Raw genomic sequence first — 24,118 nt, 5'->3', positions numbered from 1 at the left:
GAGGTGGGCGTGAGCGTGATGACATCGCCGGATCGGCGGGCCCGTGCCCGCCGGACCCGGCGCGCGCAGGAGGAGTTGCACGGGCGGCTGCTGGTCGCGCCGACCCTGCTGGTCGTCGGCCTGGTGGTGTTGGCCCCCTTCGTCGCCAGTTTCGTGCTGGCCTTCCAGGACCTGCGGCTGATCGAGATCCGCTCCCTGGGGCTGGGCGACCTCGGGGTGAGCCTGGACAACTTCGCGGACGTGCTGTCCAGCGCCGGATTCTGGAAGGCGGCGCGGACCACGCTGGTCTACGCCACGGCGAGCACGGTCGGCTCGGTCCTGGTGGGCCTGGTGCTGGCGTTGGCGCTGCGCCGTCCCTTCCGCGGGCGTGGTCTGGTGCGCGGGCTGCTGCTCATCCCCTACGTGCTGCCGGTGGTGGCGGCGACCACGATCTGGACGACGCTGCTCAACCCGCAGTACGGGGCCGTCAACGAGGTGGGGCGGCGGTTCCTCGGCTGGGAGGCGCCGATCAACTTCCTCAGCACCTACGACATCGACCTGTGGGGGCTGCCGGTTCCGGTGGCGCTGAGCGTGGTCATCGCCTTCGAGGTGTGGCGCTCCTTCCCCTTGGCGTTCCTGTTCATCACCGCGCGCCTCCAGGTGGTGCCGCGCGACGTGGAGGAGGCCGCCGTGGTCGACGGCGCCTCCCCGTTGCAGGGGTTCCGCCACGTCCTGCTGCCGCAGCTGACCGGGGTGATCGCGCTGCTGGCCCTGCTGCGCTTCATCTGGTCGTTCCAGAACTTCACCGACGTCTACCTGCTCACCGACGGCGCGGGCGGCACCCAGGTGGTGGCGGTGCGGGTCTATGAGGAGCTGGTGACCCGCGCCGACATCGGCGCGGCCTCCGCGCTGGGGGTGCTGATGACCCTGGCCCTGGCGGTGCCGCTCGCGCTGTATGTGTGGGCGTCGCGGAAGGAGCGTGCCTAGATGCCCCGGACCCGAAACCGTCCGCCGCTGGACCGGCACGCCGTGGAGCGGCGGGTGCTGGCGGTGCTGCGCGTGGTGGTGATCGTCGCGGCGGTGCTGGCCTCGGCCGGGCCGCTGCTGTACGGGATCGTCCTGTCGCTGCGTTCGCTGCCCGATGTGATCGCCGCCCCGTTGGCGCTTCCGGCACCCGGCGAACTGGACTTCGGCGCCTACTCCGAGGCGTTGCGCGACGAGTCCGCCGACGGCTACGGGCTGGCCAGGTTCATGCGCAACTCGCTGGTCGTGGCGGTGGGGACGACGGTGCTCGCGGTGGCGTGCAGCACCCTGGGCGCCTACGCCGCGGCGCGGCTGCGTTTCCTGGGCCGCGACGCGGTCAACGGGTTCTTCCTGGCGGTCTACCTGTTCCCCGGGATCGTGCTGGCGGTGCCGCTGTTCGTGCTGTTCAGCCGGATGGGGCTGACCCGGTCGCTGCTGGGGCTGGTGCTGATCTACCTGGCGCAGACGGTGCCGGTGTCGCTGTACATGCTGCGCAACTACTTCCGCGCGGTCCCGGCGAGCGTGGAGGAGGCGGCCGAGGTGGACGGGTGCAACCGGGTCCAGGTGATCACGCGGGTCGTGCTGCCCATGGCGCTGCCGGGCATCACCGCCACCGCGCTGTATGTGTTCATGATCGCCTGGAACGAGTTCCTGTTCGCGCTGCTGTTCCTGGTCGACGACCGTGAGCGGTGGACGGTGTCGCTGGGCATCGCCCAGCTCACCGACTTCACGGTGCCCGCGCCGGTGCTGATGGCCGGGTCGATCGCGATCACCGTGCCGGTGGTGGTGGGGTTCCTCGCGGCGCAGCGGCTGCTGATCTCGGGGCTGACCGCCGGCGCCGAGAAGGGCTGAACGGCGCCCGGTGGGGGAGGCCCCGCGGGCCTCCCCCACCGCGGACGCGATCAGAAGGGGTAACGCTCGATCTCGGCCTGCATCGTGACCCACTGGGTCTCGGTGAACGCCTCGATGTTGGCGGTGGTCCCCCCGAACCGCGAACCGGTGCCGGAGTCGCCGACCCCGCCGAAGGGCGCGACCGACTCGTCGTCGACGGTCTGGTCGTTGATGTGCACGATCCCCGAGGGGATGCGCTCGGCGAGCTCGTAGCCGCGCATCGGGTTGGCGGTGAGGATGCCCAGCGACAGCCCGTAGTCGCTGCTGCTCGCGATCTCGGCGGCCTCTTCCAGGGTGGAGAAGCGGATCACCGGGGCGACCGGCCCGAAGACCTCCTCGGCGAAGGCCGGGGTGTCGACGGTCACACCGTCCAGGACGGTCGGCCGGTAGAACAGGCCCTCGTAGGTGCCGCCGGCGGCCAGCCGGGCCCCGGCCTCGACGCTGCGGGTGACCAGGGAGTGGATCTTGTCGCGCTGCCCCGCGTCGATGATCGGTCCGAGCGCGACCTCGCCGCTCTCGGGGTCGCCGACCCGCAGCGCCTCGGCCTTGGCCGCCAGCGCCTCGACGTAGGCGTCGGCGATGGACTCGTGCACGAGGTGGCGTCCGGTCGTCATGCAGATCTGTCCCTGGTGCAGGAAGGACCCCCACGCCCCCACCGACGCGGCGCGCTGGACGTCGGCGTCGGCGAGCACGATCAAGGGCGAGTTCCCGCCCAGCTCCAGGTGGGCGCGCTTGAGGTGGCGTCCGGCGGCCTCGCCGACCTTGCGGCCGGCCGCGGTGGAGCCGGTGAAGGAGATGACGCGGACCTCGGGCGCCTCGACCAACGCCACCCCGGCCGCGGCGCCGCCCGGGAGCACGTGCAAGACGCCCTCGGGCAGTCCGGCGCGGCGGAGGACCTCGGCGATGACCGCTCCCCCGGACACGGCGGTGCGCGGGTCGGGCTTGAGCACGACCGCGTTGCCCAGGGCCAGCGCGGGCGCGACCGAGCGCATGGCGAGGATGAGCGGGAAGTTGAACGGGGCGATGACGCCGACCACCCCCACCGGGACCCGGCGGGCCAGGCTCAGCCGAGGCTTGGCCGAGCGCAGCACCTCGCCGGCGGGCTGGGAGGCCAGGGCGGCGCACTCGTAGGCCTCGGTGACGGCCAGGTGCGCCTCGAAGCCGGCCTTGCCGGGCGCCGACCCCGCTTCGCGGCCCAGCCAGCCGGCGACCTCGTCGCCGTACTCCTCGAACAGGGCTCCGGCCCGGCGCAGCACCGCCGCGCGCTCCGCGAAAGGCGCGGCGGCCCAGGCGCGCTGGGCCTTGGCCGCCACGGCGGCGGCCTCGGCCACGTCGGTGGCGTCGGCCGAGCCGATCCGGCCGATCTCGGCGCCGGTCGCCGGGGAGACGACCGGGGCGTCGCCGCCACGCGCGCTCGTCCAGGTTCCGGTGAACACCTTCGACGTCCACACGTCGCCGTCGAACAGACTCATGTCACTCCTTCTCACGTTCTCGACCACACGGTGCCCTCAGGGGGCGAACGTCGTCCCGACCGTCACCTCGACATCGAGCACGAGTGGTTCGGTCCGCTCCGTCAGGGTGGGGACGACCTCGTCCAAAACGGTGATGAGGTCGTCGTAGGAGGTGATCCTGCGGGCGGGACAGCCCAACCCGCGGGCCACCTCCGCGACCGACACCTCGTCGAACGCCGGCCACGGGGGCTTGCCCCCCTGCCCCTCGGCGAGGCGGTCCATGATCGCGTAGCGGCCGTTGGACAAGACGACGAACAGGACGCCCGCGCCGTAGCGGGCCGCGCTCCACAGCGCCTGTACCTGGTACATCGCCGATCCGTCGCCGACGACCGCGACGACCGGCCGTCGGGGGTCGGCCATGCGCGCCCCGGTGGCCGCGGGCAGGGCGAAGCCCAGGCCGCCCATCGCCGCGGACAGGAAGCCGAGGGGGCGCCGGGCCGGCAGCAGCGCGTGCATCTCGGGCCGGCTGGAGGGGGTCTCCTCCACGAAGATCGTGTCGGCGGCGGCGCGCTCGGCCAGCGCGGCGAAGACGTGGCCGGGCGCGAGGGGACGGCCGGGCTCGGGCGGGAGCGGGCGCGCCACCTCGCGTCGGGGCTCATCGGAGCCGGGGCGGCGCCGGACGCGCTCGGCCAGCGCCGCGACGAAGGGCGCCACGGGGGTGTGCACGGCGACGTCGGCGGGGCTGTGGCCGATCTCCCCCGCGTCGGCGGAGACGACGACGGTACGGGTCGCGGGCTCGACGAGCGGCCCGGGGTGGTACTGGTACTGGCGGAAGACCGGCGCGCCGACCGCGACCACGACGTCGTGGGGGGCCAGGAGGGCGCGCAGCCGCGGCCGGTCGGCGGGCAGGTGCCCGGCGAACAGCGCGTGGTCCTGCGGGAACCCGGCACGCGCCCCGAAGCTCTCCTGCCACACCGGGCAGCCGAGCCGCTCGGCGAGGGCGACCAGGGCCGCCCAGCCCTCCTCGTCGTCGTTGGCCGCCCCGGCGACCAACGCCGGGGATCGGGCGCCGTCGACCAGGGCGGCCACCTCCTCCAGGGCCGGGTCCAGGGCGGCCGGGGCCGGGGCGGGGCGCAGGACGCGCCGGGGCGCGGCGTGGACGGCGGGGTCGCCGGCGGGCTGGTGCCAGTCGTCCATGGGGACGATGACCAGCGCGGGACCGCCGTGCGTGCTCGCCTCGTGGTGGGCCCTGGCGATGGCGGCGGGCACGTCCTGGGCCCGCTCGGGCTGTTTGACCCAGACGGGGTAGTCGCCGGCCAGGCCCTCCAGCCGCCCCGCGAGGAAGGGCTCCTGGGCGAGGTGGCGGCGGTCCTGCTGGCCCACGAGCACCACCAGCGGGGCCCGGTTGACACGGGCGGTGGCCAGCGCCCCGACCGCGTTGCCCAGTCCCGCGGTGGTGTGCAGCTGGACGAGCGCGGGGCGCCTGCGGGCGATGGCCCAGCCGGTGGCCATGCCGACCACCGAGCCCTCGTGCAACGCCAGGACGAAGTCCAGATCCTCGGGCAGGTCGGTGAGGAAGCCGACCTCGGTGGATCCGGGGTTGGCGAAGATGGTGGTCAGGTCGAGCCCGCGCAGCATCTCCAAGGTGGCGTCGCGGACGGTCCGCGATCCTGTGGTCACGCTGTCCTCCTCGTCGATCTTCTATTCGCCGGCCGTGCCCGCGACCGCCGGGCCGCGCTTGGCGCTTTGGATCTCGGCGTAGACCCGGGTGCGCAGCTCGGCGAAGCGGGGCAGGGAGCGGGTCGTCAGCTGGTCGCGTTCGTCGGGCAGGTCCACGGTGATGTCGTCCTGCACGACGGTGGGCGAGGAGGACAGGACGAGGACGCGCTGTCCCAGGTAGACGGCCTCGTCGATGTCGTGGGTGACGAACAGGACGGTCATGCCGAAGCGCTTCCACAGCGATCGGATGAGGTCCTCCAGGTCGGCGCGGGTCTGGGCGTCGACGGCCGCGAACGGCTCGTCCATCAGCAGCACGCGCGGCTCGTAGGCGATGGCCCGGGCGATCGCGACGCGCTGCTGCATGCCGCCGGAGAGCTGCCAGGGGTGGGAGCCGGCGAAGTCGGCCAGGCCGACCGCTTCGAGGGCTCCGGTGACGAGCTCCGCGCGCCGCTCCTTGGGCAGCCCCTTCTCCTTGAGCGGCAGCTCGACGTTGGCGTGGACGGTGAGCCAGGGGAACAGGCTGCGCCCGTACTCCTGGAACACCACCGCCATGTCCGGGGGCGGGGAGGTGACCCCGCGCCCGGCCAGCCGCACGGTGCCGGAGGTGGGGCGCAACAGTCCGGCGATGCACTTGAGCAGCGTGGTCTTGCCACAGCCGGACGGGCCGACAAGGCAGGCCAGCTCGCCGTCGGCGAGGGCGAAGGTGAGGTCGCGCACGGCTTCGACGGCGCGCCCCTCCCCCTGGTAGACCTTGCGCAGCCCGGCCACGTCGAGCATGGGCGTGCCCGCCGCGCCGTGGACGGTGTCGGATGACGTCATGTCGGCTCATTCCCCCCGAGTCGCGGCGCGGACGCCGTTGTACCAGGCCAGCACGCGCTTCTCGACGAGCTGGAACAACACGGACAGCAGGAACCCGATGAGACCCAGCAGCACGATGCCGGTCCACATCTCCGGGATGGCGAAACTGCGCTGGAACTGCACGATGGTGAAGCCCAGGCCGCTGGAGCTGGCGAACATCTCGCTGATGACCATGAGGATGATCGCGATGGACAGCGCCTGGCGCAGGCCCGCCATGATCTGCGGGCTGGCCGAGCGCAGGATCAGGGTGGTCAGCCGGCGTCGCCTCCCGATGCCGTAGCAGCGGCAGGTGTCGGCCAGGACCGGGTCCACCGCGCGCACGCCCTCGATCGTGTTGAGCAGGATCGGCCAGATGCATCCGGAGACGATGACCAGGAGCTTCATCCCGGTGCTGACCCCGGCCAGCAGCATCAGCAGGGGGACCAGGACGGGCGGCGGGATGGCCCGCAGGAACTCCAGGACCGGCTCGGTGAGGGCGCGCAGCCGAGGCGACAGGCCCAGGCCGACGCCCAGGGCGACCCCCAGCACGGCGGCCAGCGCGAACCCGCCGAGCAGCCGGGCGACGCTGGGCAGGGCGTCGACGAGGAACCGCTCACCGAACCAGACCTCGGCGAAGGTGGCGGCGATGACATCGGGTGAGGACAGGTAGTACATGCCGCTGACGGCGCCGGCCCACCACCACAGCAGGATGAGCGCGGCGGGCAGCGCGAGCAGGTACCACAGGCGCAGGGCCGCCGCGGTGAGGAGGCGCAGGGCCGGGGCGCGCCGCGCGGATGTGACTTCGGGGGCGCTCATGCGACGTTCTCCCCTCGGACGGAGGTGTGCCAGTGGAGGAGACGCCGTTCCAGCGCGCGCACCCCGATGTTGACGATGACACCGAGCGCGCCGGTGAGGATGACCAGGGCGTAGACCGCGGCGACCGCGCCGCTGGACTGGGCGACGGCGATCTCCTTGCCCAGCCCCGGGCTGCCGATGATGAGCTGGGCGGTGATGGCGAGGATCAGCGCGACGGCGGCGCCCAGGCGGAACCCGGTGAGGACGTAGGGCAGCGCCGAGGGCCACACGACGTGGCGGATCCGGGCCAGCCGGCCCAGCCCGAAGGAGCGGGCGGTCTGTTCGGCGACCGGGTCGACGTCGGCGACGCCGTAGAGCACCTGGATGTAGATCTGCCAGAAGGCCGCGTAGACGACGAGCAGCAGGGTGGAGCGGATGTCGGTGGCGTAGAGCAGGACCGCCAGCGGGATGAGCGCGACCGAGGGGATCGGGCGCAGGAACTCCACGGTGGAGGCGGTGAGGCGGCGCAGCAGTGGCAGCGAGCCCACGGCGAAGCCGAGGACGACGGCGGCCACGGTGGCGATGAGCAGGCCCAGGCCCCAGCCGATCACGGTGTCGAGCAGGGCGACCCACAGCCGTGGCAGGGTGAGGCGCTCGGCGAGCGCGACGAGGACCTGGGAGGCCGGGGGCAGGTAGTCGGCCGAGACCAGTCCGATCCGGGGCACCACCTCCCACAGCAGGAGGAAACCGGCGATGCCGGTGAGGCCGAGGGCGGTGGTGCCGAGGCGGGAGGTCGCGCGCGCGGCCCTGGACGGACCGGCCTCGGCCGTCGGTCCGGCGGCCGGGGTGGCGGGGGCGTTGTCGGTCATAGCGGCCGTCATCGGTAGAGGGCGTCCAGGTCGGGGGCCTCGTCGAGGGTGCCGTGCTCGACCATCAGGTCGGCGACGGTCTGCACCGAGGCGCGGTCGACCTCGGCCGGGAAGCGCGGCAGCCGCAGTTCCTCGATGACCTCGGGGGCGATCTCGGTGTAGGTGGACAGGATGCGGCGCACCTCGTCGGGGTTGGCGTCGGCGTACTCCAGGGACTCGGTCATGGCCTCGGTGAACGCGTCGACCAGTTCGGGGTTCTCGGCGATCGTCTGTTCGGAGGTGAAGTAGGCCGCGACGGACAGGTCCGGTGAGGCGTCGACGAAGTTGGAGGCGATCTCGGTGGCGCCGTTGCGCAGCGCGGTGGTCAGGTGTGGTTCGACCACCCAGGCGGCGTCGACCTGGTTGTTGTCGAGCGCGGCCGGCATGTCGGGGAAGGCCAGTTCGACGAACTCGATGCCGCTTCCGTCGCCGCCGGCCAGCTCCACGGAGTTGCGCACGGTGGTGTCACCGATGTTCTTGAGGTTGTTCACCGCGACGGTGGCCCCCTCCAGCTGTTCGGGGGAGGTGATGTCGCTGCCCTCGGGCACGACGATGGCGCCGAAGTCGGCACCGTCCTGGCCGCTGCTGGTCACACCGTTGGTGACGATCTTGAGGGGCAGGTTCTCCTGGCGTCCGATGATCAGCGAGGTGACGTTGCCGAAGGCGAACTGGAAGTTGCCGCTGACGACACCGGGGACGGCGGCGGCGCCTCCGCTGGTGCTCTCGATGGTCAGTTCGATGCCGCGTTCCTCGAAGAATCCCTGTTCCTGGCCGAGGTAGATGGGGGCGACGTCGATGATGGGGATCGCACCCACGGTGACCTGGGTGAGTCCTCCTTCCTCGGTGGGCCCGCCGCCTCCGCAGGCGGTGGTGGCGGCCAGGAGCAGTGTGCCCGCCAGGGCGAGGGGCGTACGACGCATCGGGCTCTCCAAGTGGGGGAAGGGCGGGGATCCCGCGTGCCGGACCGCCTGTCCGGAGGGGGCGGTCGGGGCCGCGGGCCGGGGATGCGGTCGGATACCGCGGGGTCCGGGCAAAACCGGCACACACGTGTTTCGTTCGTTTTACGAACGCATGTTCTTTCCGCGAACATAAGTGATGGCGCTCACGCCGTCAAGGGAGACCGGTCACGTTCCACTTTTTTCGTCACCACGGCGCAGCGCAGACGAAATAGATCAGGTCATGGGACCTAACTGGCCGTTCCGTCGAAGAACCGGAACGTCACCATGTCCACCTGTGGTCACCGGCCGGGGAAAGTCCCCCGTCCACCTCTGTGCGGTATGGGAACATCACCCAGAATGACCGCACACGCGGACGGCCGGACGGATCCGGCCGCAGCCACCCGAGAGGGCGCCGCCCGGTCGGGCGGCGCCCCGCGACGCGGAAGGAACACCATGACGGCGACCCGCAACGACCCCGACGGCCACGTACGCGCCGAGCACTACGTCCAGTCCCTGGAGCGCGGGCTGGCGGTGATCCGCGCCTTCACCCCCGAGGCTCCGACGATGACGCTGAGCGACGTCGCCAGGGCGACCGGGCTCACCCGGGCCGCGGCCCGCCGCTTCCTGCTCACCCTCGCCGACCTGGGCTACGTGCGCACCGACGGCCGGTTGTTCTCGCTGACGCCGCGGGTGCTGGAGCTCGGCTACGCCTACCTCTCCTCGGCCGGCCTGCCCGAGGTGGTCCAGCCCCACCTGGAGCGCCTGGTCGCCGAGGTGCGGGAATCCTCCTCGGTCTCGGTCCTCGACGGCGACGACGTCGTGTACGTGGCGCGCGTGGCGACGTCGCGGATCATGGCGGTGTCGATCAACGTCGGCACCCGCTTCCCCGCCTACGCCACGTCGATGGGCCGGGTGCTGCTGGCCGGCCGCTCCCCCGAAGAACTGGGCGCCTACCTGGAACGGCTCCAGATGCGCCGCCTTACCGCGCACACCCTCTCCTCACCCGCCCGGCTGCGCGCCGAGCTGGACCGGGTGCGCGCGCAGGGCTGGGCGATCGTGGACCAGGAGCTGGAGGAGGGCCTGCGCTCGGTGGCGGCCCCGATCCGCGACCGGGAGGGACGGGTGGTCGCCGCGGCGAACGTCTCGACGCACGCCAGCCGCACGTCGATCGAGGACATCCGACGAGACCTGCTGCCCCCGTTGTTGGCGGCCACGGCGCGGATCGAGGCCGATCTGGAGATCGCCGCGCGCAGCCGGGGGACGGGCGGCTAGGTCCCCGCGGGGCAGCGCGGATCACCCTGCCGAGTAGGCGCCCTCACAGCGGCTCTTGACCCGGATCACAGGCGAGGGGTAGCTTCACCCCCAACGATGTTCGCTTTATGAACATTTATTCGCTATCCGAACAAAGGATGAGACGCTTATGATCGTGTCGTTGGACGAGGGGATCCGTGAGCTCGTCCGGGACGGGGACACGGTCGCGCTGGAGGGCTTCACCCACCTCATCCCCGTCTCCGCGGGGCACGAGATCATCCGGCAGGGCCGCCGCGACCTCACCCTGGTCCGCATGACCCCCGACGTGGTCTACGACCAGCTGATCGGTGCGGGATGCGCGCGCAAGCTGGTGTTCTCCTGGGGCGGCAACCCCGGCGTGGGCTCCCTGCACCGCTTCCGCGACGCCATCCAGAACGGGTGGCCGGTCCCGCTGGAGATCGAGGAGCACAGCCACGCCGGCATGGCCAACCGCTACGTCGCCGGCGCCTCGGGCCTGCCGTTCGCCGTCATGCGCGGCTACACCGGAACCGACCTCGTCTCCCACACCCCCAACATCGCGACGGTGGAGTGCCCCTTCACCGGCGAACGGCTCACCGCCGTGCCCGCCCTCAACCCCGATGTCACGATCATCCACGCGCAACGCGCCGACCGCCGCGGAAACGTCCAGATGTGGGGCATCACCGGCGTGCAGAAGGAGGCCGTGCTGGCGGCACGCCGCTCCCTGGTCACGGTCGAGGAGATCGTCGACGAGCTCGAACCGCTGCCCGGACAGGTCATCCTGCCCAGCAGGGTGGTGACCGCGGTCGCCGAGGTGCCCGGAGGGGCCCGCCCCTCCTACGCGCACGGCTACTACGAGCGCGACAACGGCGCCTACCAGGCTTGGGACCCGATCAGCCGGGACCGCGACTCGTTCGCGCGCTGGCTGGAGACCGACGTGTTCGGCGGCGCCGGCGCCGCCCGGGAAGGTGGACGATGAGCACCGTCACGGATTACACCTCTGACGAGATCATGACCGTGACGGCGGCCCACGCCCTCAGCGGCGCGATGGCCTGCTTCGTCGGCATCGGGCTGCCCAGCACCGCCGCCAACCTGGCCCGGCGCACGCACGCGCCGGACCTGTGGATGATCTACGAGTCGGGCACCCTGGGCGCCAAGCCCGGGACGCTGCCGCTGTCCATCGGCGACGGTGTCCTCGCCGAGACAGCCGACACCGTCATCCCGGTGCCCGAGGTCTTCAACTACTGGCTTCAGCCGGGCCGCATCGACGTGGGCTTCCTCGGCGCCGCGCAGATCGACCGGTACGCCAACATCAACACGACCGTGATCGGCGACTACGGCGACCCCAAGGTGCGCCTGCCCGGCGCCGGCGGCGCCCCCGAGATCGCCGCCTCCTGCCGCGAGGTCATCGTCATCGTCCGCCAGAGCCGGCGCACCTTCGTCGAGTCCGTGGACTTCGTGACCTCCGTCGGCCACGGCAAGGGCGGTACCGACCGGGCCGACCTGGGCCTGCGCGGCGCCGGCCCCTCCCGCGTCATCACCGACCTCGGCGTCTTGGAACCCGACCCCGTGACCCGCGAACTGACCCTGGTCCAGATCCACCCCGGTGTCTCGGTCGACGACGCCCGCGCGGCCACCGGCTGGGACCTGGCCGTCTCCCCCGATCTCGGCCGTACGCCCGAGCCGACCGCCGAGGAGCTGGCGGTGCTGCGGGCCCTGACCGGGAAGTGACCCGCCGCCGCCCGGCACGCCCCCAACGGATGGGAACCACCATGACCGACGTGTTCATCCTCGATGCGATCCGGACCCCCTTCGGCAAATACGGAGGGGCGCTCGCCGGTGTGCGGCCCGACGACCTCGCCGCGCACGTCGTCCGCTCCGTCGTGGACCGCTCCCCCGACCTGGACCCCGCCCTGATCGACGACGTCTACCTCGGTGACGCCAACGGCGCGGGCGAGGACAACCGCAACGTCGCCCGTATGGCCGCGCTCCTGGCCGGTCTGCCCACCTCGGTGCCCGGCGCGACGGTGAACCGGCTGTGCGGATCGGGCCTGGAGGCCGTGATCGCCGCCAACCGGGCCGTCGCGGTCGGCGACGCCTCGGTGGTGGTGGCCGGTGGCGTGGAGTCGATGAGCCGGGCGCCGTGGGTGCTGCCCAAGCCCGCCAAGGGCTACCCGGCCGGCCACGAGACGCTGCACTCCACCACGCTGGGCTGGCGCCTGGTCAACCCGAGGATGCCCGAACAGTGGACGATCTCGCTCGGCGAGAGCACCGAACGGGTCGCCGAGACGCACGGCATCGGCCGGGCCGAGCAGGACCGGTTCGCGCTGCGCAGCCACGAGCGGGCGGCGGCGGCCTGGGAGCGGGGCGTCTTCGACGACGAGGTCGTCGCGGTCCCGGGGGTGGAGCTGGAGCGGGACGAGAGCATCCGCGCGACCACCGCCGACAAGCTCGCCGCCCTCAAGCCCGCCTTCCGGCCCGAGGGGACCATCACCGCGGGCAACGCCTCACCGCTCAACGACGGTGCGGCCGCGCTGCTCATCGGGGACGAGGCCGCCGTGCGGGCGACCGGCCGCGAACCGTTGGCGCGCATCGTCAGCCGTGGCGTGGCCGGCGTGGACCCCGACACCTTCGGTATCGGCCCGGTGGAGGCCGCCAACACCGCGCTGCGCCGGGCCGGGATCGGCTGGGGCGACCTGTCCGTCGTCGAGCTCAACGAGGCGTTCGCCGCCCAGGCCCTGGCCTGCATGCGCAACTGGCCCGACCTGGACCCCGAGATCGTCAACCCCAACGGCGGGGCCATCGCGATCGGCCACCCGTTGGGGGCCTCCGGCGCGCGCATCCTGGGCACGCTCGCCCGGGAACTGCACCGCCGGGGCGGGGGCTGGGGACTGGCCGCGATCTGCATCGGCGTGGGGCAGGGTCTGGCCGTCGTGCTGCACGTCTGATGCAGCGGCACCGATTGTGGAGGAAACAATGACGACACCAGTGGAACCCGAGGAGACCGCGCGCGAACGCGGCCTGACCGTCCCCGGCTATCGGCGTGACCACGAGGTCCACCCGCCGCTGGACTTCTCCGGGTACAAGAGCACCGCGCTGCGCCATCCCAAGCGCGCCCTGACCCTGCTGCCGCACATGCTCACCGAGATCACCAGCCCCGTCCTGGGCGAGGACCGGATCGGCGAGCTCGACAACGACCTCACCCGCCAGCACGACGGGGAACCGCAGGGCCAGCGCATCATCGTGCACGGGCGGGTGCTCGACAGCGACGGCCGGCCGGTCCCCAACACGCTGGTGGAGATCTGGCAGGCCAACGCGGGCGGGAGGTACCGCCACGTCAACGACAACTGGCCCTGCCCGTTGGACCCCAACTTCACCGGGGTCGGGCGCACCATGACCGACGCAGAGGGGCGCTACCGCTTCACGACGATCCAGCCGGGCGCCTACCCGTGGAAGAACCACGACAACGCCTGGCGCCCCGCCCACATCCACTTCTCGCTGTTCGGCCGGGCCTTCACGCAGCGGCTGGTCACCCAGATGTACTTCCCCGGCGACCCGCTGTTCTTCCAGGACCCCATGTGGAACTCCATCCCCGACCCCGCGGCGCGGGAGCGGCTGGTGGCCAGGTTCGACTACGCCGCCACGGTCCCCGAATGGGCGCTGGCCTACGAGTGGGACATCGTGCTGCGGGGCCGCGAGGAGACCCCCTTCGAGACCGAGGTGGACGACGACTGATGCCCGACACCACTCCGTCCCAGACCGTCGGCCCCTACCTGCACATCGGCCTGCCCTGGCCCGACGGCCCCTTCGCCGTCGAGGAGGGGACGTCCGGGGGGATCTGGATCCGCGGGACCCTCTACGACGGGGCCGGCCAGCCGGTCACCGACGGCCTCATCGAGACCTGGCAGGCCGATCCGGACGGCCGGTTCGACCACCCCGACGATCCGCGCGGCGCGGTACGTCGCCCGGGGTTCCGCGGTTTCGGCCGCTGCCCCACCGACGCCCACGGCGCCTACGGGATCTTCACCCTCAAGCCCGGTCCGCTCCCCGGTCCGCGCGGGCCCCAGGCCCCGCACATCGACGTCTCGGTGTTCGCCCGCGGCATGCTGCACCGGGTGGTGACGCGGATCTACTTCCCCGAGGAGCAGACCGCCAACGCCGCCGACCCGGTGCTGTGCGCGGTGTCCGACCCCGCCGTGCGGGCGACGCTCATCGCCGATGCCACCGACGACGGCTACCGGTTCGACATCCGGCTCCAGGGGGAGAACGAGACCGCGTTCTTCGACATCTGAGGACCGGCGGTCCGGTTCCGGCCGCGCCGGAACCGGACCGCGAGACACCGCAAGCAACGGAAAGACCACCATGACCGCCATATCCGTCCCGACCGGCCTGTTCGGCGGGGTGTTCGAGCGGGGCGGCGCCGCAGAGCACACCGGTGACGCCGGCTGGCTGCGGGCCCTGCTCGACGCCGAGGCCGGCCTGGCCCGGGCCCAGGCCCGTGTCGGGCTGATCGAACCGGCCGCGGCCGAGGCCATCGCCGCCGCGTGCCTGCCGGAGCGCTTCGACGCCGACGCGCTCGGCCGGGCCGCCGCTGGAGGTGGAAACCCGGTGATCCCGCTGGTGCGGGAACTCACCCGGGCCGTGGAGGGGGAGGCCGCGCGCCACGTCCACAAGGGCGCGACCAGCCAGGACATCATGGACACCGCGGCGATGCTGGTGGCCCGGCGGGCCTGCGCGGCCATCGACGCCGACGCCGGAGCGCTGACCCGGGAACTGGCCCGCTCGGCCCGTCGCCACCGTGACACCCCCATGGCGGGGCGCACCCTCCTCCAGCAGGCGCTGCCCACCACGTTCGGCCTGGTCGCCGCGGGCTGGCTGGAGGCGATCTCGACGGCCGCGACGCGGCTGTCCGACGTGGCCGGCGACGGGCTCGCGGTCCAGCTCGGCGGCGCCGCCGGGACACTGGCCTCCCTGGGCGCCGCCGGACCCGACGTGGTGCGCGCCTACGCCGCCGAACTCGGCCTGGCGGAGCCGGCCCTGCCCTGGCACACCGACCGCGGCCGGATCGCCGAGCTGGCCGGTGCGTTGGGCCGGTTGTGCGGCGCGGTCGCGAAGGCCGCCCACGACATCGTCCTGCTCGCCCAGACCGAGGTCGGCGAGGTCGCCGAGGAGGGGGAGGCGGGAACGGGCGGTTCCTCCACCCTGCCCCACAAACGCAACCCGATCGCCGCGGTGTCCGCGCTGGCCTGCGCCCAACAGGCGCCGGCGCTGGTCGCGTCGCTGCTGGCGTCGATGGCGCAGGAACACCAGCGCGCCGCGGGGTCCTGGCACTCCGAATGGCAGCCGCTCTCGCGGCTGTTGTGCCTGACCGGCTCGGCGGTGGCCTGGTTGCGCGCCTCGGTGGAACGGCTGCGGGTGGACCCCGCGCGGATGCGCGCCAACCTGGACCTGACCGGTGGGCTGCTGCTCGCCGAGCGGGTCACCACGGCGTTGGCCGCCGACCTCGGCCGGATGGCCGCCCACGAACTCGTCCAGGACGCCTGCGCCGAGGCGGCCGACGGCCGGCGCGACCTCGCCGACGTGCTGGCCGGGCAGGCGGAGGTGCGGCGTTCGCGCGAGGAGATCGCCGCGCTGCTGGATCCGGCCGGCTACCTGGGAAGCGCCGGCGTGTTCGTCGACCGGGCACTACAGCGCTTCGGCGCGCGGCCCGCTGGAGTGGAAGGTGAGGAAGGATGACGGTCGACGTCCACCACGTCATCGACGGCCCCGAGGACGCGCCCGTCCTGATCCTGGGCGGTTCCCTGGGCAGCACCCTGGAAATGTGGGAGCCGCAGGTCGCCGACCTCGCGCGGGACCTGCGGGTGGTCCGTTACGACATGCGCGGTCACGGCCGCTCCCCCGTGCCCGGCGGCCCCTACACGATCGCCGACCTGGGCGCGGACGTGGTGCGCCTGCTCGACCGCCTGGGCGTGCGCCGGGCGCACTTCGCCGGGCTGTCCATCGGCGGGATGACCGGGATGTGGCTGGGCGCGCACGCCCCCGAACGGATCGACCGACTGGCGCTGCTGTGCACGTCGGCGCTGCTGGGACCGCCCGAGGGGTGGAGCCGGCGCGCCGCGACCGTGCGCGCCGAAGGCACCGGGGCGGTCGCCGCCGGAGTGGTGGAACGGTGGTTCACCCCCGGCTTCGCCCACGCCGAGCCCGCCGTGGTCGAACGGATGACGTCGATGGTCGCCGCGACCCCCGCCGAGGGGTACGCGGGATGCTGCGCGGCCATCGAACGCATGGACCTGCGCCCCGACCTGCCCGCGATCGCCGCCCCGACACTGGTCGTCGCCGGAGCCGACGACCCCGCCACCCCGCCCGCCCACGCCGAACTCATCGCCGACGCGGTGCCCGGCGCCCGCCTGGAGGTCGTCGGTCCCGGCGCCCACCTGGCCAGCTGGGAACGCGCCGACCAGGTCAATCCGCTGCTGCGCGCGCACTTCGTGCGCTGACGCGGCCCTCCGCGCGAAGGGAATTCCCATGGACACCGATGAGACACGGTCCGCGACCGACGAGGCCCGGCACGCCGAGGGCATGCGGGTGCGCCGGGCGGTCCTCGGCGACGCCCACGTCGACCGTGCCGTGGCCGGCACGACACCGTTCACCGAACCGTTCCAGGACCTCATCACCCGCTACGCCTGGGGCGAGATCTGGACCCGCCCGGGGCTGGACCGCAAGACCCGCAGCTGCATGGTGCTGACCGCCCTGGTCGCCAAGGGCCACTGGGAGGAGCTGGCCATGCACGTGCGCGCCGCCGTGCGCAACGGGCTGAGCGCCGAGGAGATCGCCGAGGTCTTCCTCCAGGCCGCGATCTACTGCGGCGTCCCCGCCGCGAACAAGGCGTTCTCCATCGCCCAGCGCGTCCTGGCCGAGATCGACGACACCTCCCCCCACTGATCCCCACCTCGCCCGGTCCACCCCACCGCGGCCTCTCCCCGCCGGACACGTCCCAGCTCCGGCCCGTTCCGACCCTCCGAGGAGTCCCCATGCGCACCCGCGTCGGCATCATCGGCGCCGGCCCCGCCGGCCTGCTGCTCTCCCACCTGCTGCACCTTCAGGGCATCGAGTCCGTCGTCTTGGAGGCCCGGTCCCGCGACTACGTCGAGCGGCGCCAGCGCGCGGGCGTCGTCGAGCACGCCGTCGCCGAGACCCTGCGCGGGGCCGGCGTCGGCGGGCGCATGGACCGCGAGGGACTGGTGCACCATGGCATCGAGCTGCGCTTCGACGGCCGCGCCCACCACCTGGACTTCCCCGACCTGTGCGGCCGCGAGGTCGTCATCTACGCCCAGACCGAGATCGTCAAGGACCTCATCGCCCGTCGTCTCGCCGACGGCGGGAAGATCCTGTTCGAGTCCCGGGCGACCGCGATCGAGGACATCGACACCGGCTCCCCCCGCGTCCGGTTCACCGACGGCGCCGCCGAACAGGTCCTGGAGTGCGACATCGTGGTGGCCTGCGACGGTTTCCACGGCATCGGCCGCGCCTCGCTGCCCGCCGCGGTGGTGCGCACCTTCGACAAGGTCTACCCGTTCAGCTGGCTGGGCATCCTCGCCGACGTCCCTCCCTCGTGCGACGAGCTGATCTACGCCCACAGCGACCGCGGGTTCGCGCTGCACAGCATGCGCTCGGAGCAGGTGAGCCGGCTCTACCTCCAGGTCCCCAACGGAACCGACACCGCCGAATGGTCCGACGAGCGGATCTGGGACGAGCTGACCGCCCGCTTCGCGCTCGCCGACGGTTCCTGGGAGCTCAAGCGCGGCCCGATCACCGACAAGTCGATCACCCCCATGCGCAGCTTCGTCACCGAGCCGATGCGCCACGGTTCCCTCTTCCTCGCCGGCGACGCGGCCCACATCGTGCCGCCCACCGGCGCGAAGGGCCTCAACCTGGCCATGCACGACGTCATGCTCCTGGCCGAGGCGCTCACCGCGTGGGACCGGGACGGTTCCACCACGCTGCTCGACTCCTACTCCGACGACGCGCTGCGCCGGGTCTGGCGGGCCGAGCACTTCTCCTACCGGATGACGACGATGCTGCACCCCGACCCGCAGGGGGGCGACTTCGAGCGCCGCCTACAGATCTCGGACCTGGACCGCATCGCCGCCTCGCGGGCCGCCGCCACCGAGATCGCCGAGAACTACACCGGGCTCCCGCAGGTCTGACCTCGGGAACCTCCCCCGCACCGCCCGCCCACCGGGGCCGCCGGTCTCCTCGGCGTGCCTCGATGCGGCCGGCCCCGCCCTCCCCCACCCGGCCTCCTCACGGGGGTACGGGTCCGGGTGCGCCGATCGGCCCCACCCCGTGCCGGCCGGCGCGCGGCGGGACACGCGCGGCGTGTCCCGCGTCCCTCCTCAGCACCGCCGGGCCCACAGCCCCGGCGACCACACTCTTCAGGAGCACGGGATGAACCAGTCCCCTGCGGGCGCGGTCCTCGCCCCCGCGGAGAAGCGCCGTGAGGCGCGCAAGGTCGCGGCCGCCAGTCTCATCGGCACCACGATCGAGTACTACGACTTCAGCATCTACGGCGCCGCGGCGGCGATCGTGCTGGCCCACCTGTTCTTCCCGGCCGGTGACCCCGCGGCGGGGACGCTCGCCGCGTTCGCGACGTTCGCCGCCGCCTTCCTGGCCCGCCCCATCGGCGTGATCGTCTTCGGCAACCTCGGCGACCGGCTGGGCCGCAAGCCCGCGCTGGTCATCTCGCTGCTGATGATGGGCGGCGCCACGATCGCCGTGGGTCTGCTGCCGACCTTCGGCACGGTCGGGCTGCTGGCGCCGATCCTGCTGGTGACCTGCCGGATCCTCCAGGGGATCGGTCTGGGCGGCGAGTGGGGCGGCGCGGTGCTGCTGGCCTCCGAGCACGCCCCGCCCAACCGGCGGGCGGTCTACGCCGCGGTCACCCAGGCCGGACCTCCGCTGGGCGTCCTCCTCGCCAACGGCGTCTTCGCCGCGGTCACCGCCTCGATGAGCGAGGAGGCGTTCATGGCGTGGGGGTGGCGCGTCCCGTTCCTGCTCAGTTTCGTGATGATCGCGATCGGCATGTGGATCCGTTCCCAGGTCAACGAGTCCCCCCTGTTCACCGAGGCCCAGGAGCGCGACGAGGGGCCGGAGCGCTTCCCGATGGGCGCGCTGCTGCGCGGGCACGCCAAGCGGCTGGTGATCGGCGTCGGCGCGGCCCTGGCCGGCTCGGCGCTGTGGTACCTGATGACGGTCTACAGCGTCTCCTACGGCGTGTCGGTGGGCGGCGTCGCGCAGTCGACGATGCTGCTGGTGGTCTCCGCCGCGGCGCTGGTGCACCTGGTGCTGATCGTCCCCATGGCGCACTGGGCCGAGCGGGTGGGCCGGCGGCTGCCGATGCTCATCGGCGCCGTCGCGCTGGCGGTGTGGGCCTTCCCCATGTTCCTGTTCATGGGCACCGGCGACCCCTGGCTGATGGTGCTCGGGTTCGGTGTGGGCGGTGTCGTGCACACGCTGCTGTACGCGCCGGTCTCCTCCTACCTGGCGGAGCTGTTCCCGACGCGGGTGCGCTACTCCGGTGCCGGTTCGGCGTTCGTGCTGGCCTCGATCCTCGGTGGCGGATTCGCGCCGATGATCGCCTCGGCGCTGATCGGCGGCGGCGAGTCGCCGGTGCGGCTGGCCCTCTACGCGCTGGTCCTGGCCCTGCTCACCTTCACCGCGCTGTGGTTCGGTCCGGAGACCAAGGACACCGACATGGCCGAGTAGGCCCGGCCGTCCGTCGTCGACGGGGTCCCCGCCGCCCGGCGGGGACCCCTCTCCGTCTCCGGCGGCGTCGCCCGGGGCGAGAAGCGAGGGGAAGACCCCTCTTTCTCATCCGCGCCCCCGGGGCGGCGGCGCGTGTCAGAGTCGTCACCGGATGCCCGGACGATCGGCACGGAAGGAGACCCGTGAACGACGTGCTCCCCGCTCCCGGCGGTGCCTGCGCCCCGCCCACCGACGACCCCATCAGGATCCTCGTCGTCGACGACCACGCGCTCTTCCGGCGCGGCCTGGTCTCGGTCCTGGCCGCCGAACCCGACATCGACGTGGTCGGCGAGGCCGGCGACGGCGCGGACGCGATGCGCCGGGCCGCCGACCTGCTGCCCGACGTGGTGCTGATGGACATCCGCATGCCGCACGGCGGTGGGATCACCGCCTGCGCCGGTATCAAGGACGTGGCCCCCACCAGCAGGATCGTCATGTTGACGAGCAGTGACGAGGAGGCCGACCTGTTCGGCGCGCTGCGCGCGGGAGCGGTCGGCTACCTGTTGAAGTCGGTCTCGGTGGCCGAGCTTCCCACGGCGGTGCGCGCGGTCCACAAGGGCCATTCCTTCCTCACCCCCGCGATGGCCGCGAAGCTCATCCGGGAGTTCACCGCGTCCTCGGGAAGGGAGCGGGGCGGACCGGTCCCGGTCCCCCCTCCCGCGCTCAGCACCCGCGAGACCCAGGTGCTGCGTCTCATCGCGCGCGGCCTGAGCAACCGCGACATCGCCGCCGAGCTGGTCATCTCCGACAACACGGTGAAGAACCACGTGCGCAACATCCTCGACAAGCTCCAGTTGCACTCGCGCGTGGAGGCCGCGGTCTACGCGGTCCGCGAGAACGTCCTGGGCGAGTGAGGGTGGCGACCTCCGCGTCCCGGGGACCGCCGGCCTCCCCGGGCGCGGGCCGTCACGGTCGGCCCGTGATCCCGGTGTTCCATCACCGACCGGTGTCGGGAGGCCTCTCGGAAGACCGCTCCCCCGCCGGCCATCGCCGGGGCTTTGTCACGCGAGGTCGATGAGCGTCTCCCGGCCGGCTTCACCCTTGAAACGTGTTCCCCGGGCGAGCGCGGCCCGCCCCGTCCGTTGCGGAGTCAGGGCGACGTTTCCCGGGCATCGAGCCACCGGCTTCGAACGGCGCCGTTTCCGGCGCGTGCGGTTCCACCGCGGAGGGGAACAGGACCACCGTCCACGGAAAAGACCCGGGAAAGCGAAAAGCCCCGCCGGTATCACCGGCGGGACTCTCCAAGGGGCTCCCGCGATTGGACTCGAACCAATAACCTGCCGGTTAACAGCCGGCTGCTCTGCCAATTGAGCTACGCGGGATCGTCTTCCCTGTCGGCCCTGGGGGCTTGCGCTCCCTGCCGACAGGAAAAGACTAGCGCACTCGCGAGGGTGCTCGTGACAGGTTTTCCCTTGCCGGTCACGGCGTCGCCGTCCCGGCCCGGCCGCGGCGGAATGACGAAGGCCGCGCGGGGTACCGTTCACCCCGTAACGACCATCGACGCCGAGAGGAACCCATGCGCCACCGGATCACCTTCATCGCCGGACTCGCCGTCGGTTACGTCCTCGGGGCGAAGGCGGGCAAGGAGCGTTACGAGCAGCTCGCTCGCGCCGCCCGCCGGATCGCCGACAACCCCACCGTCCAGGAGACCGCGGGACTCGTCGGCGCGCAGGTGAGCAACGCCGGCCGCACCGTCTACACCAAGGTGAGCGAGAAGCTGCCGGTCACCTCGCTGCGCGACTTCCTCGCCCGTCCCACCGAGGAGGAGGCCGCCGCCGTCGAGCGCACGCAGATCAACGGGGCTCCGCTGGGAGACGGCTCCCGGTGAGCCGCGTGCCGGCCCGCCGAACGGGCCGGCACGCTAGCGTGGGGCCATGCGATGGCCCCGCCGCTCGCGTCCCTCCGCCGAGGTGCGCGCCCGACTCCACCTGCAACGTGGTGAGCGCGTGCTCGCCCACGCCCCCGCCGAGCCGGGCACGCTCGTCGCCACCACGCGCGCGCTCCACCTGCCCGACGGGCGCGTGATCCCCTGGGAGCGCGTCGAACGCGCCCGCTGGAACGCCGAGGGACTGGAACTCGTCGAGGAGGGCGCGGACGAAACCGTCATCGCCCTGCCCTCCCCTGGCGCCCTCCCCGAGGTCGTCCAGGAACGGGTCGCCTCGTCCATCCTCGTCAACACCCACGTGGCCCTGCCCGGCAGCGGCGAGGACGAGCCCCGCGGCTACCGTCTGGTGGCCCGTCGGCCGCCCGGCGGTTCGGAGGTGCTGTGGCGGGTCCACTACGACGCCGGGGTCGACCCGCAGGAGCCGGGTGTGCGCGAGCACGCGGCCCGCGCCCTGGCCTCCCTGCGCGAACGGATGGGAATCTGACCGGGGAACCTGACAGGAGACGTCAGTCTCTGCCGGCACAGTGGCCCCATGACGACATGGAACGACTTCGCCCGGGAGGCCCCCGACCTCGCCGCGTTCGTCCGCGGCCGGTTCGAGGGGTTCCGCCACCACGTCCTGGCGACCCTGCGCCGGGACGGTTCTCCCCGGGTGAGCGGTACCGAGGTGCTGTTTCGCGACGGCCACCTGGTACTCGGCTCGATGCCCGGTTCACGCAAGGCGCTCGACCTGCGCCGCGACAACCGGTACGCGCTCCACGTCAATCCGGGTGAGCCCGCCGACGGGACGATGGAGGGCGACGCGAAGGTCTCCGGACACGCGGTGGAGGTGACCGACGACGCGGAACGGAGGAGGCTGCTCCCGGAGCAGCCCTCGGGCGGCTCTCACCTGTTCCGGCTGCTGGTCGAGGAGGTCGCGGTGACCACGGTGGAGGGCGACCGGCTGGTGATCCGACTATGGCGGCCCGGCGCCGGCGTGCGCAGGTTCGAGCGGACCTGAGCAGATGTCCGCGCCCGGCCCGGGTCCGCGGGACCGGCTCACCGGACCGTCCGTGGAAACGTGCCGGGCGCGGGGGTGGGCGCGTGCTCCACGGCGTGCCCGGCCCCGGCAGGACGCTCTCCTCGCCGGTGGCCCACGGCGGCGCCGGTTCGCCCGCTCCGGTCCCCCTTAGCACCGCCTGGGGGGAGGGAACCCCTGTGCCCCCGTTCCCGGTGGCGCTTCCGTCCTTTCGCCCCGCGCGGGAGTCCGGCCACAGCGAAGACGCCCGCCGGCGCCTGGCGTCGGCGGGCGGACGAGGGGTCACAGGGACGTCACCAGGAGGACGATCCCCACGATCACGCCGAGAAGCCCGAGGACCGCGAAGCCGAAGTCCACGGCGTAGGCGATCGCGCGGACGCGCTCCTCGCGCCGTTCCTCGCCCGCCAGGGCCCGCTCCCCCTCGGCCTCGACCCGCGCCAATTCGTCGTCGAGTTCCCTCAGCAGGGAGGGGGCGTCCTCCTCGCCGGCCTCGACGATGGCGGGCGCTCTGCGGTGGAGGATCGCGGCGGTCTCGATGCCCTGCCGTCTGCGGACCCTGTTGCGGGCCGCGCCGCGTCCGATGTCGGGGCCCGCGTTGTGGTGGTCCATGACCCCCTCCAGGGAGCGGACCAGTGTCCACGACGAGACGATGATGATCGCGAGCGGCAGGAACAACGTCATGGCCTCTCCTGTGGGCGCCGGTTTCTCTTCACGCCGACCCCTCAGCCACGCGGCCCGGTCGGGCCCCGGCCGTGCGGACGTTCCGTGGAGGCGGGTGCGGGGGCGTCGGGCCTGTGTGCCGTTCTCTCGCGCCTGCTGCGGGAGAGGTAGGAGTCGATCATCGTTTTGACGTCGGATACGGGGGCGTCGGGAGCGGTGCCGGGGCGCCGTCCCTCCGAAGCCGCCGTGGACGCCTGGGGGGTGAGCCCCTGTTTGAGCCGCGCGCTCTCCCGCGCCAACTGCTCGGTCTGGTCGGCGAACTCCCGTAGGAGGTCGTGTTCCGGCTGGCCGACGTTGCGCTGTACGTCCTTCCACTCGGCGATACCGCGCTCGACGTTGCCCCGGTAGGTATCGGGAAGCCCCGTGGTGTCCACGACCCGGTCGTCCTCGTCCAGGCGTCCCGCGATCCGGGCGAGCCTGAGCGTGTCGTCCATGGCGACGTTCGCGTTCTCGTGCGTGGAGGTCGCCGCCCGCGCCTCGGCGAGCGCGCGTCGGATGTCGGCGATCTCGGTCTCCGCCTTCATGAGATTGTGCGGGCGGGACTCGACGGCCTCCTCGATACCCGTGCGAAGCCCACGGTTGGCCTTCTCCAGCTCGGCTCTCTTCTGCTGGAGTTCGTTCTCCCGGATGGACATCCCGGTCTCGGGATCGCGTCCCTCGTACTCGTGGAGCTCTCGCGCCTTCTGCGCGGTCTCGATCCGGGTCTCGATGGCCTTCTGCACATCCGCCCGCGCGGCCGCGGCGTCCTCGTTCGCCGCCTTGCTGACCCTCCACCGGGTGACGGCCCCGGCGACGATCAGCGCCGTGGAGATGACGGCGGCTTCCATCGACGTCAGGGCACCGAGAAGGTCCATGCCCACCTCATCTCACGGATTGGGTCG

The 24,118-nt window shown here is 72.6% G+C and carries 25 protein-coding genes and 1 tRNA gene; 17 read left to right on the top strand and 9 right to left on the bottom strand.

Features of this window, described 5'->3' with window-relative positions; genetic code table 11:
- Positions 1-18 precede the first annotated feature (18 nt).
- Positions 19-966, top strand: a complete 948-nt coding sequence (locus B5D66_RS04080) for a carbohydrate ABC transporter permease (protein WP_078760527.1) — start codon at positions 19-21, stop codon at positions 964-966.
- Positions 967-1,854, top strand: coding sequence for a carbohydrate ABC transporter permease (locus B5D66_RS04075; RefSeq protein ID WP_078760242.1), 888 nt, complete (start codon positions 967-969; stop codon positions 1,852-1,854).
- Positions 1,855-1,904: 50 nt separating this feature from the next.
- Here B5D66_RS04075 and B5D66_RS04070 read toward each other — a convergent pair whose 3' ends face one another.
- From B5D66_RS04070 to B5D66_RS04045, 6 genes are read right to left on the bottom strand one after another with little or no spacing between them, the layout of a single operon-like run.
- Positions 1,905-3,365 (bottom strand): aldehyde dehydrogenase family protein, encoded by a 1,461-nt coding sequence (locus B5D66_RS04070; protein WP_078760241.1) that lies wholly within the window; start codon positions 3,363-3,365, stop codon positions 1,905-1,907.
- 36 nt (positions 3,366-3,401) lie between these two features.
- Positions 3,402-5,024, bottom strand: a complete 1,623-nt coding sequence (locus tag B5D66_RS04065) for a thiamine pyrophosphate-dependent enzyme (RefSeq protein WP_078760240.1) — start codon at positions 5,022-5,024, stop codon at positions 3,402-3,404.
- Positions 5,025-5,045: 21 nt separating this feature from the next.
- Positions 5,046-5,840 carry an ABC transporter ATP-binding protein gene (locus B5D66_RS04060; RefSeq protein ID WP_078760526.1) on the bottom strand — a complete coding sequence of 265 codons (795 nt, stop codon included), beginning with the start codon at positions 5,838-5,840 and terminating at the stop codon, positions 5,046-5,048.
- 48 nt (positions 5,841-5,888) lie between these two features.
- Positions 5,889-6,716, bottom strand: a complete 828-nt coding sequence (locus tag B5D66_RS04055; RefSeq protein ID WP_078760239.1) for an ABC transporter permease — start codon at positions 6,714-6,716, stop codon at positions 5,889-5,891.
- Positions 6,713-7,564, bottom strand: a complete 852-nt coding sequence (locus tag B5D66_RS04050; RefSeq protein ID WP_144389958.1) for an ABC transporter permease — start codon at positions 7,562-7,564, stop codon at positions 6,713-6,715. Before B5D66_RS04050 ends, B5D66_RS04055 begins: the two co-directional genes overlap by 4 nt.
- 8 nt (positions 7,565-7,572) lie before the next feature.
- Positions 7,573-8,523: an ABC transporter substrate-binding protein gene (locus B5D66_RS04045; RefSeq protein ID WP_078760237.1), complete on the bottom strand. Its 951-nt coding sequence runs from the start codon at positions 8,521-8,523 to the stop codon at positions 7,573-7,575.
- 471 nt (positions 8,524-8,994) lie between these two features.
- On the opposite strand from B5D66_RS04045, the gene B5D66_RS04040 reads away from it, so the two are divergent.
- The 12 genes from B5D66_RS04040 (at position 8,995) to B5D66_RS03985 (ending at position 20,468) form a co-directional block, all read left to right on the top strand.
- Positions 8,995-9,813, top strand: coding sequence for an IclR family transcriptional regulator (locus tag B5D66_RS04040; RefSeq protein WP_078760236.1), 819 nt, complete (start codon positions 8,995-8,997; stop codon positions 9,811-9,813).
- Between the two features lie 148 nt (positions 9,814-9,961).
- Entirely contained in the window at positions 9,962-10,789 is an 828-nt protein-coding gene (locus B5D66_RS04035) for a CoA transferase subunit A (RefSeq protein ID WP_078760235.1), read from the top strand.
- A complete protein-coding gene (locus B5D66_RS04030) occupies positions 10,786-11,541 on the top strand; it encodes a CoA-transferase subunit beta (protein ID WP_078760234.1) in 756 nt (251 codons plus the stop codon). The genes B5D66_RS04035 and B5D66_RS04030 overlap by 4 nt, the downstream gene beginning before the upstream one ends.
- Before the next feature lie 41 nt (positions 11,542-11,582).
- On the top strand, positions 11,583-12,758 hold the full coding sequence (locus B5D66_RS04025; protein WP_078760525.1) for a thiolase family protein: 1,176 nt from the start codon (positions 11,583-11,585) through the stop codon (positions 12,756-12,758).
- 28 nt (positions 12,759-12,786) lie between these two features.
- Positions 12,787-13,545, top strand: a complete 759-nt coding sequence (gene pcaH / locus B5D66_RS04020; protein ID WP_078760233.1) for a protocatechuate 3,4-dioxygenase subunit beta — start codon at positions 12,787-12,789, stop codon at positions 13,543-13,545.
- Complete coding sequence (pcaG, locus tag B5D66_RS04015; RefSeq protein WP_078760232.1) at positions 13,545-14,102, top strand: protocatechuate 3,4-dioxygenase subunit alpha; 558 nt, start codon at positions 13,545-13,547, stop codon at positions 14,100-14,102. The genes pcaH and pcaG overlap by 1 nt, the downstream gene beginning before the upstream one ends.
- A gap of 70 nt (positions 14,103-14,172) precedes the next feature.
- A complete protein-coding gene (gene pcaB, locus B5D66_RS04010; protein ID WP_200813510.1) occupies positions 14,173-15,546 on the top strand; it encodes a 3-carboxy-cis,cis-muconate cycloisomerase in 1,374 nt (457 codons plus the stop codon).
- Positions 15,543-16,307 (top strand): 3-oxoadipate enol-lactonase, encoded by a 765-nt coding sequence (gene pcaD, locus B5D66_RS04005; protein ID WP_078760231.1) that lies wholly within the window; start codon positions 15,543-15,545, stop codon positions 16,305-16,307. Before pcaB ends, pcaD begins: the two co-directional genes overlap by 4 nt.
- A gap of 28 nt (positions 16,308-16,335) precedes the next feature.
- Positions 16,336-16,752, top strand: a complete 417-nt coding sequence (gene pcaC, locus B5D66_RS04000) for a 4-carboxymuconolactone decarboxylase (protein WP_078760230.1) — start codon at positions 16,336-16,338, stop codon at positions 16,750-16,752.
- An 89-nt stretch (positions 16,753-16,841) separates the two neighbouring features.
- A complete protein-coding gene (locus tag B5D66_RS03995; RefSeq protein ID WP_078760229.1) occupies positions 16,842-18,017 on the top strand; it encodes a 4-hydroxybenzoate 3-monooxygenase in 1,176 nt (391 codons plus the stop codon).
- 241 nt (positions 18,018-18,258) lie between these two features.
- On the top strand, positions 18,259-19,575 hold the full coding sequence (locus tag B5D66_RS03990; protein WP_078760228.1) for an MFS transporter: 1,317 nt from the start codon (positions 18,259-18,261) through the stop codon (positions 19,573-19,575).
- A 182-nt stretch (positions 19,576-19,757) separates the two neighbouring features.
- Positions 19,758-20,468, top strand: a complete 711-nt coding sequence (locus tag B5D66_RS03985; RefSeq protein ID WP_078760227.1) for a response regulator — start codon at positions 19,758-19,760, stop codon at positions 20,466-20,468.
- Between the two features lie 395 nt (positions 20,469-20,863).
- Here B5D66_RS03985 and B5D66_RS03980 read toward each other — a convergent pair.
- Positions 20,864-20,936: transfer RNA gene (locus B5D66_RS03980), tRNA-Asn, on the bottom strand.
- 194 nt (positions 20,937-21,130) lie between these two features.
- Here B5D66_RS03980 and B5D66_RS03975 point away from each other — a divergent pair.
- Genes B5D66_RS03975 through B5D66_RS03965 form a run of 3 tightly spaced genes read left to right on the top strand, consistent with a single transcriptional unit; the run spans position 21,131 to position 22,499 of the window.
- Positions 21,131-21,442 carry a hypothetical protein gene (locus B5D66_RS03975; protein ID WP_078760226.1) on the top strand — a complete coding sequence of 104 codons (312 nt, stop codon included), beginning with the start codon at positions 21,131-21,133 and terminating at the stop codon, positions 21,440-21,442.
- 46 nt (positions 21,443-21,488) lie between these two features.
- Positions 21,489-21,983: a hypothetical protein gene (locus B5D66_RS03970; RefSeq protein ID WP_078760225.1), complete on the top strand. Its 495-nt coding sequence runs from the start codon at positions 21,489-21,491 to the stop codon at positions 21,981-21,983.
- A gap of 48 nt (positions 21,984-22,031) precedes the next feature.
- Positions 22,032-22,499: a pyridoxamine 5'-phosphate oxidase family protein gene (locus B5D66_RS03965; protein ID WP_078760224.1), complete on the top strand. Its 468-nt coding sequence runs from the start codon at positions 22,032-22,034 to the stop codon at positions 22,497-22,499.
- A 300-nt stretch (positions 22,500-22,799) separates the two neighbouring features.
- On the opposite strand, the gene B5D66_RS03960 is transcribed toward B5D66_RS03965, so the two are convergent.
- On the bottom strand, positions 22,800-23,198 hold the full coding sequence (locus B5D66_RS03960) for a hypothetical protein (protein WP_078760223.1): 399 nt from the start codon (positions 23,196-23,198) through the stop codon (positions 22,800-22,802).
- 41 nt (positions 23,199-23,239) lie between these two features.
- Positions 23,240-24,091 carry a hypothetical protein gene (locus B5D66_RS03955; RefSeq protein ID WP_078760222.1) on the bottom strand — a complete coding sequence of 284 codons (852 nt, stop codon included), beginning with the start codon at positions 24,089-24,091 and terminating at the stop codon, positions 23,240-23,242.
- Positions 24,092-24,118 lie beyond the last annotated feature (27 nt).

The sequence above is a fragment of the Marinactinospora thermotolerans DSM 45154 genome, assembly GCF_900167435.1.
GTDB classification, from domain to species: Bacteria; Actinomycetota; Actinomycetes; order Streptosporangiales; family Streptosporangiaceae; genus Marinactinospora; species Marinactinospora thermotolerans.
This window is presented reverse-complemented; position numbering and strand designations above follow the sequence as displayed.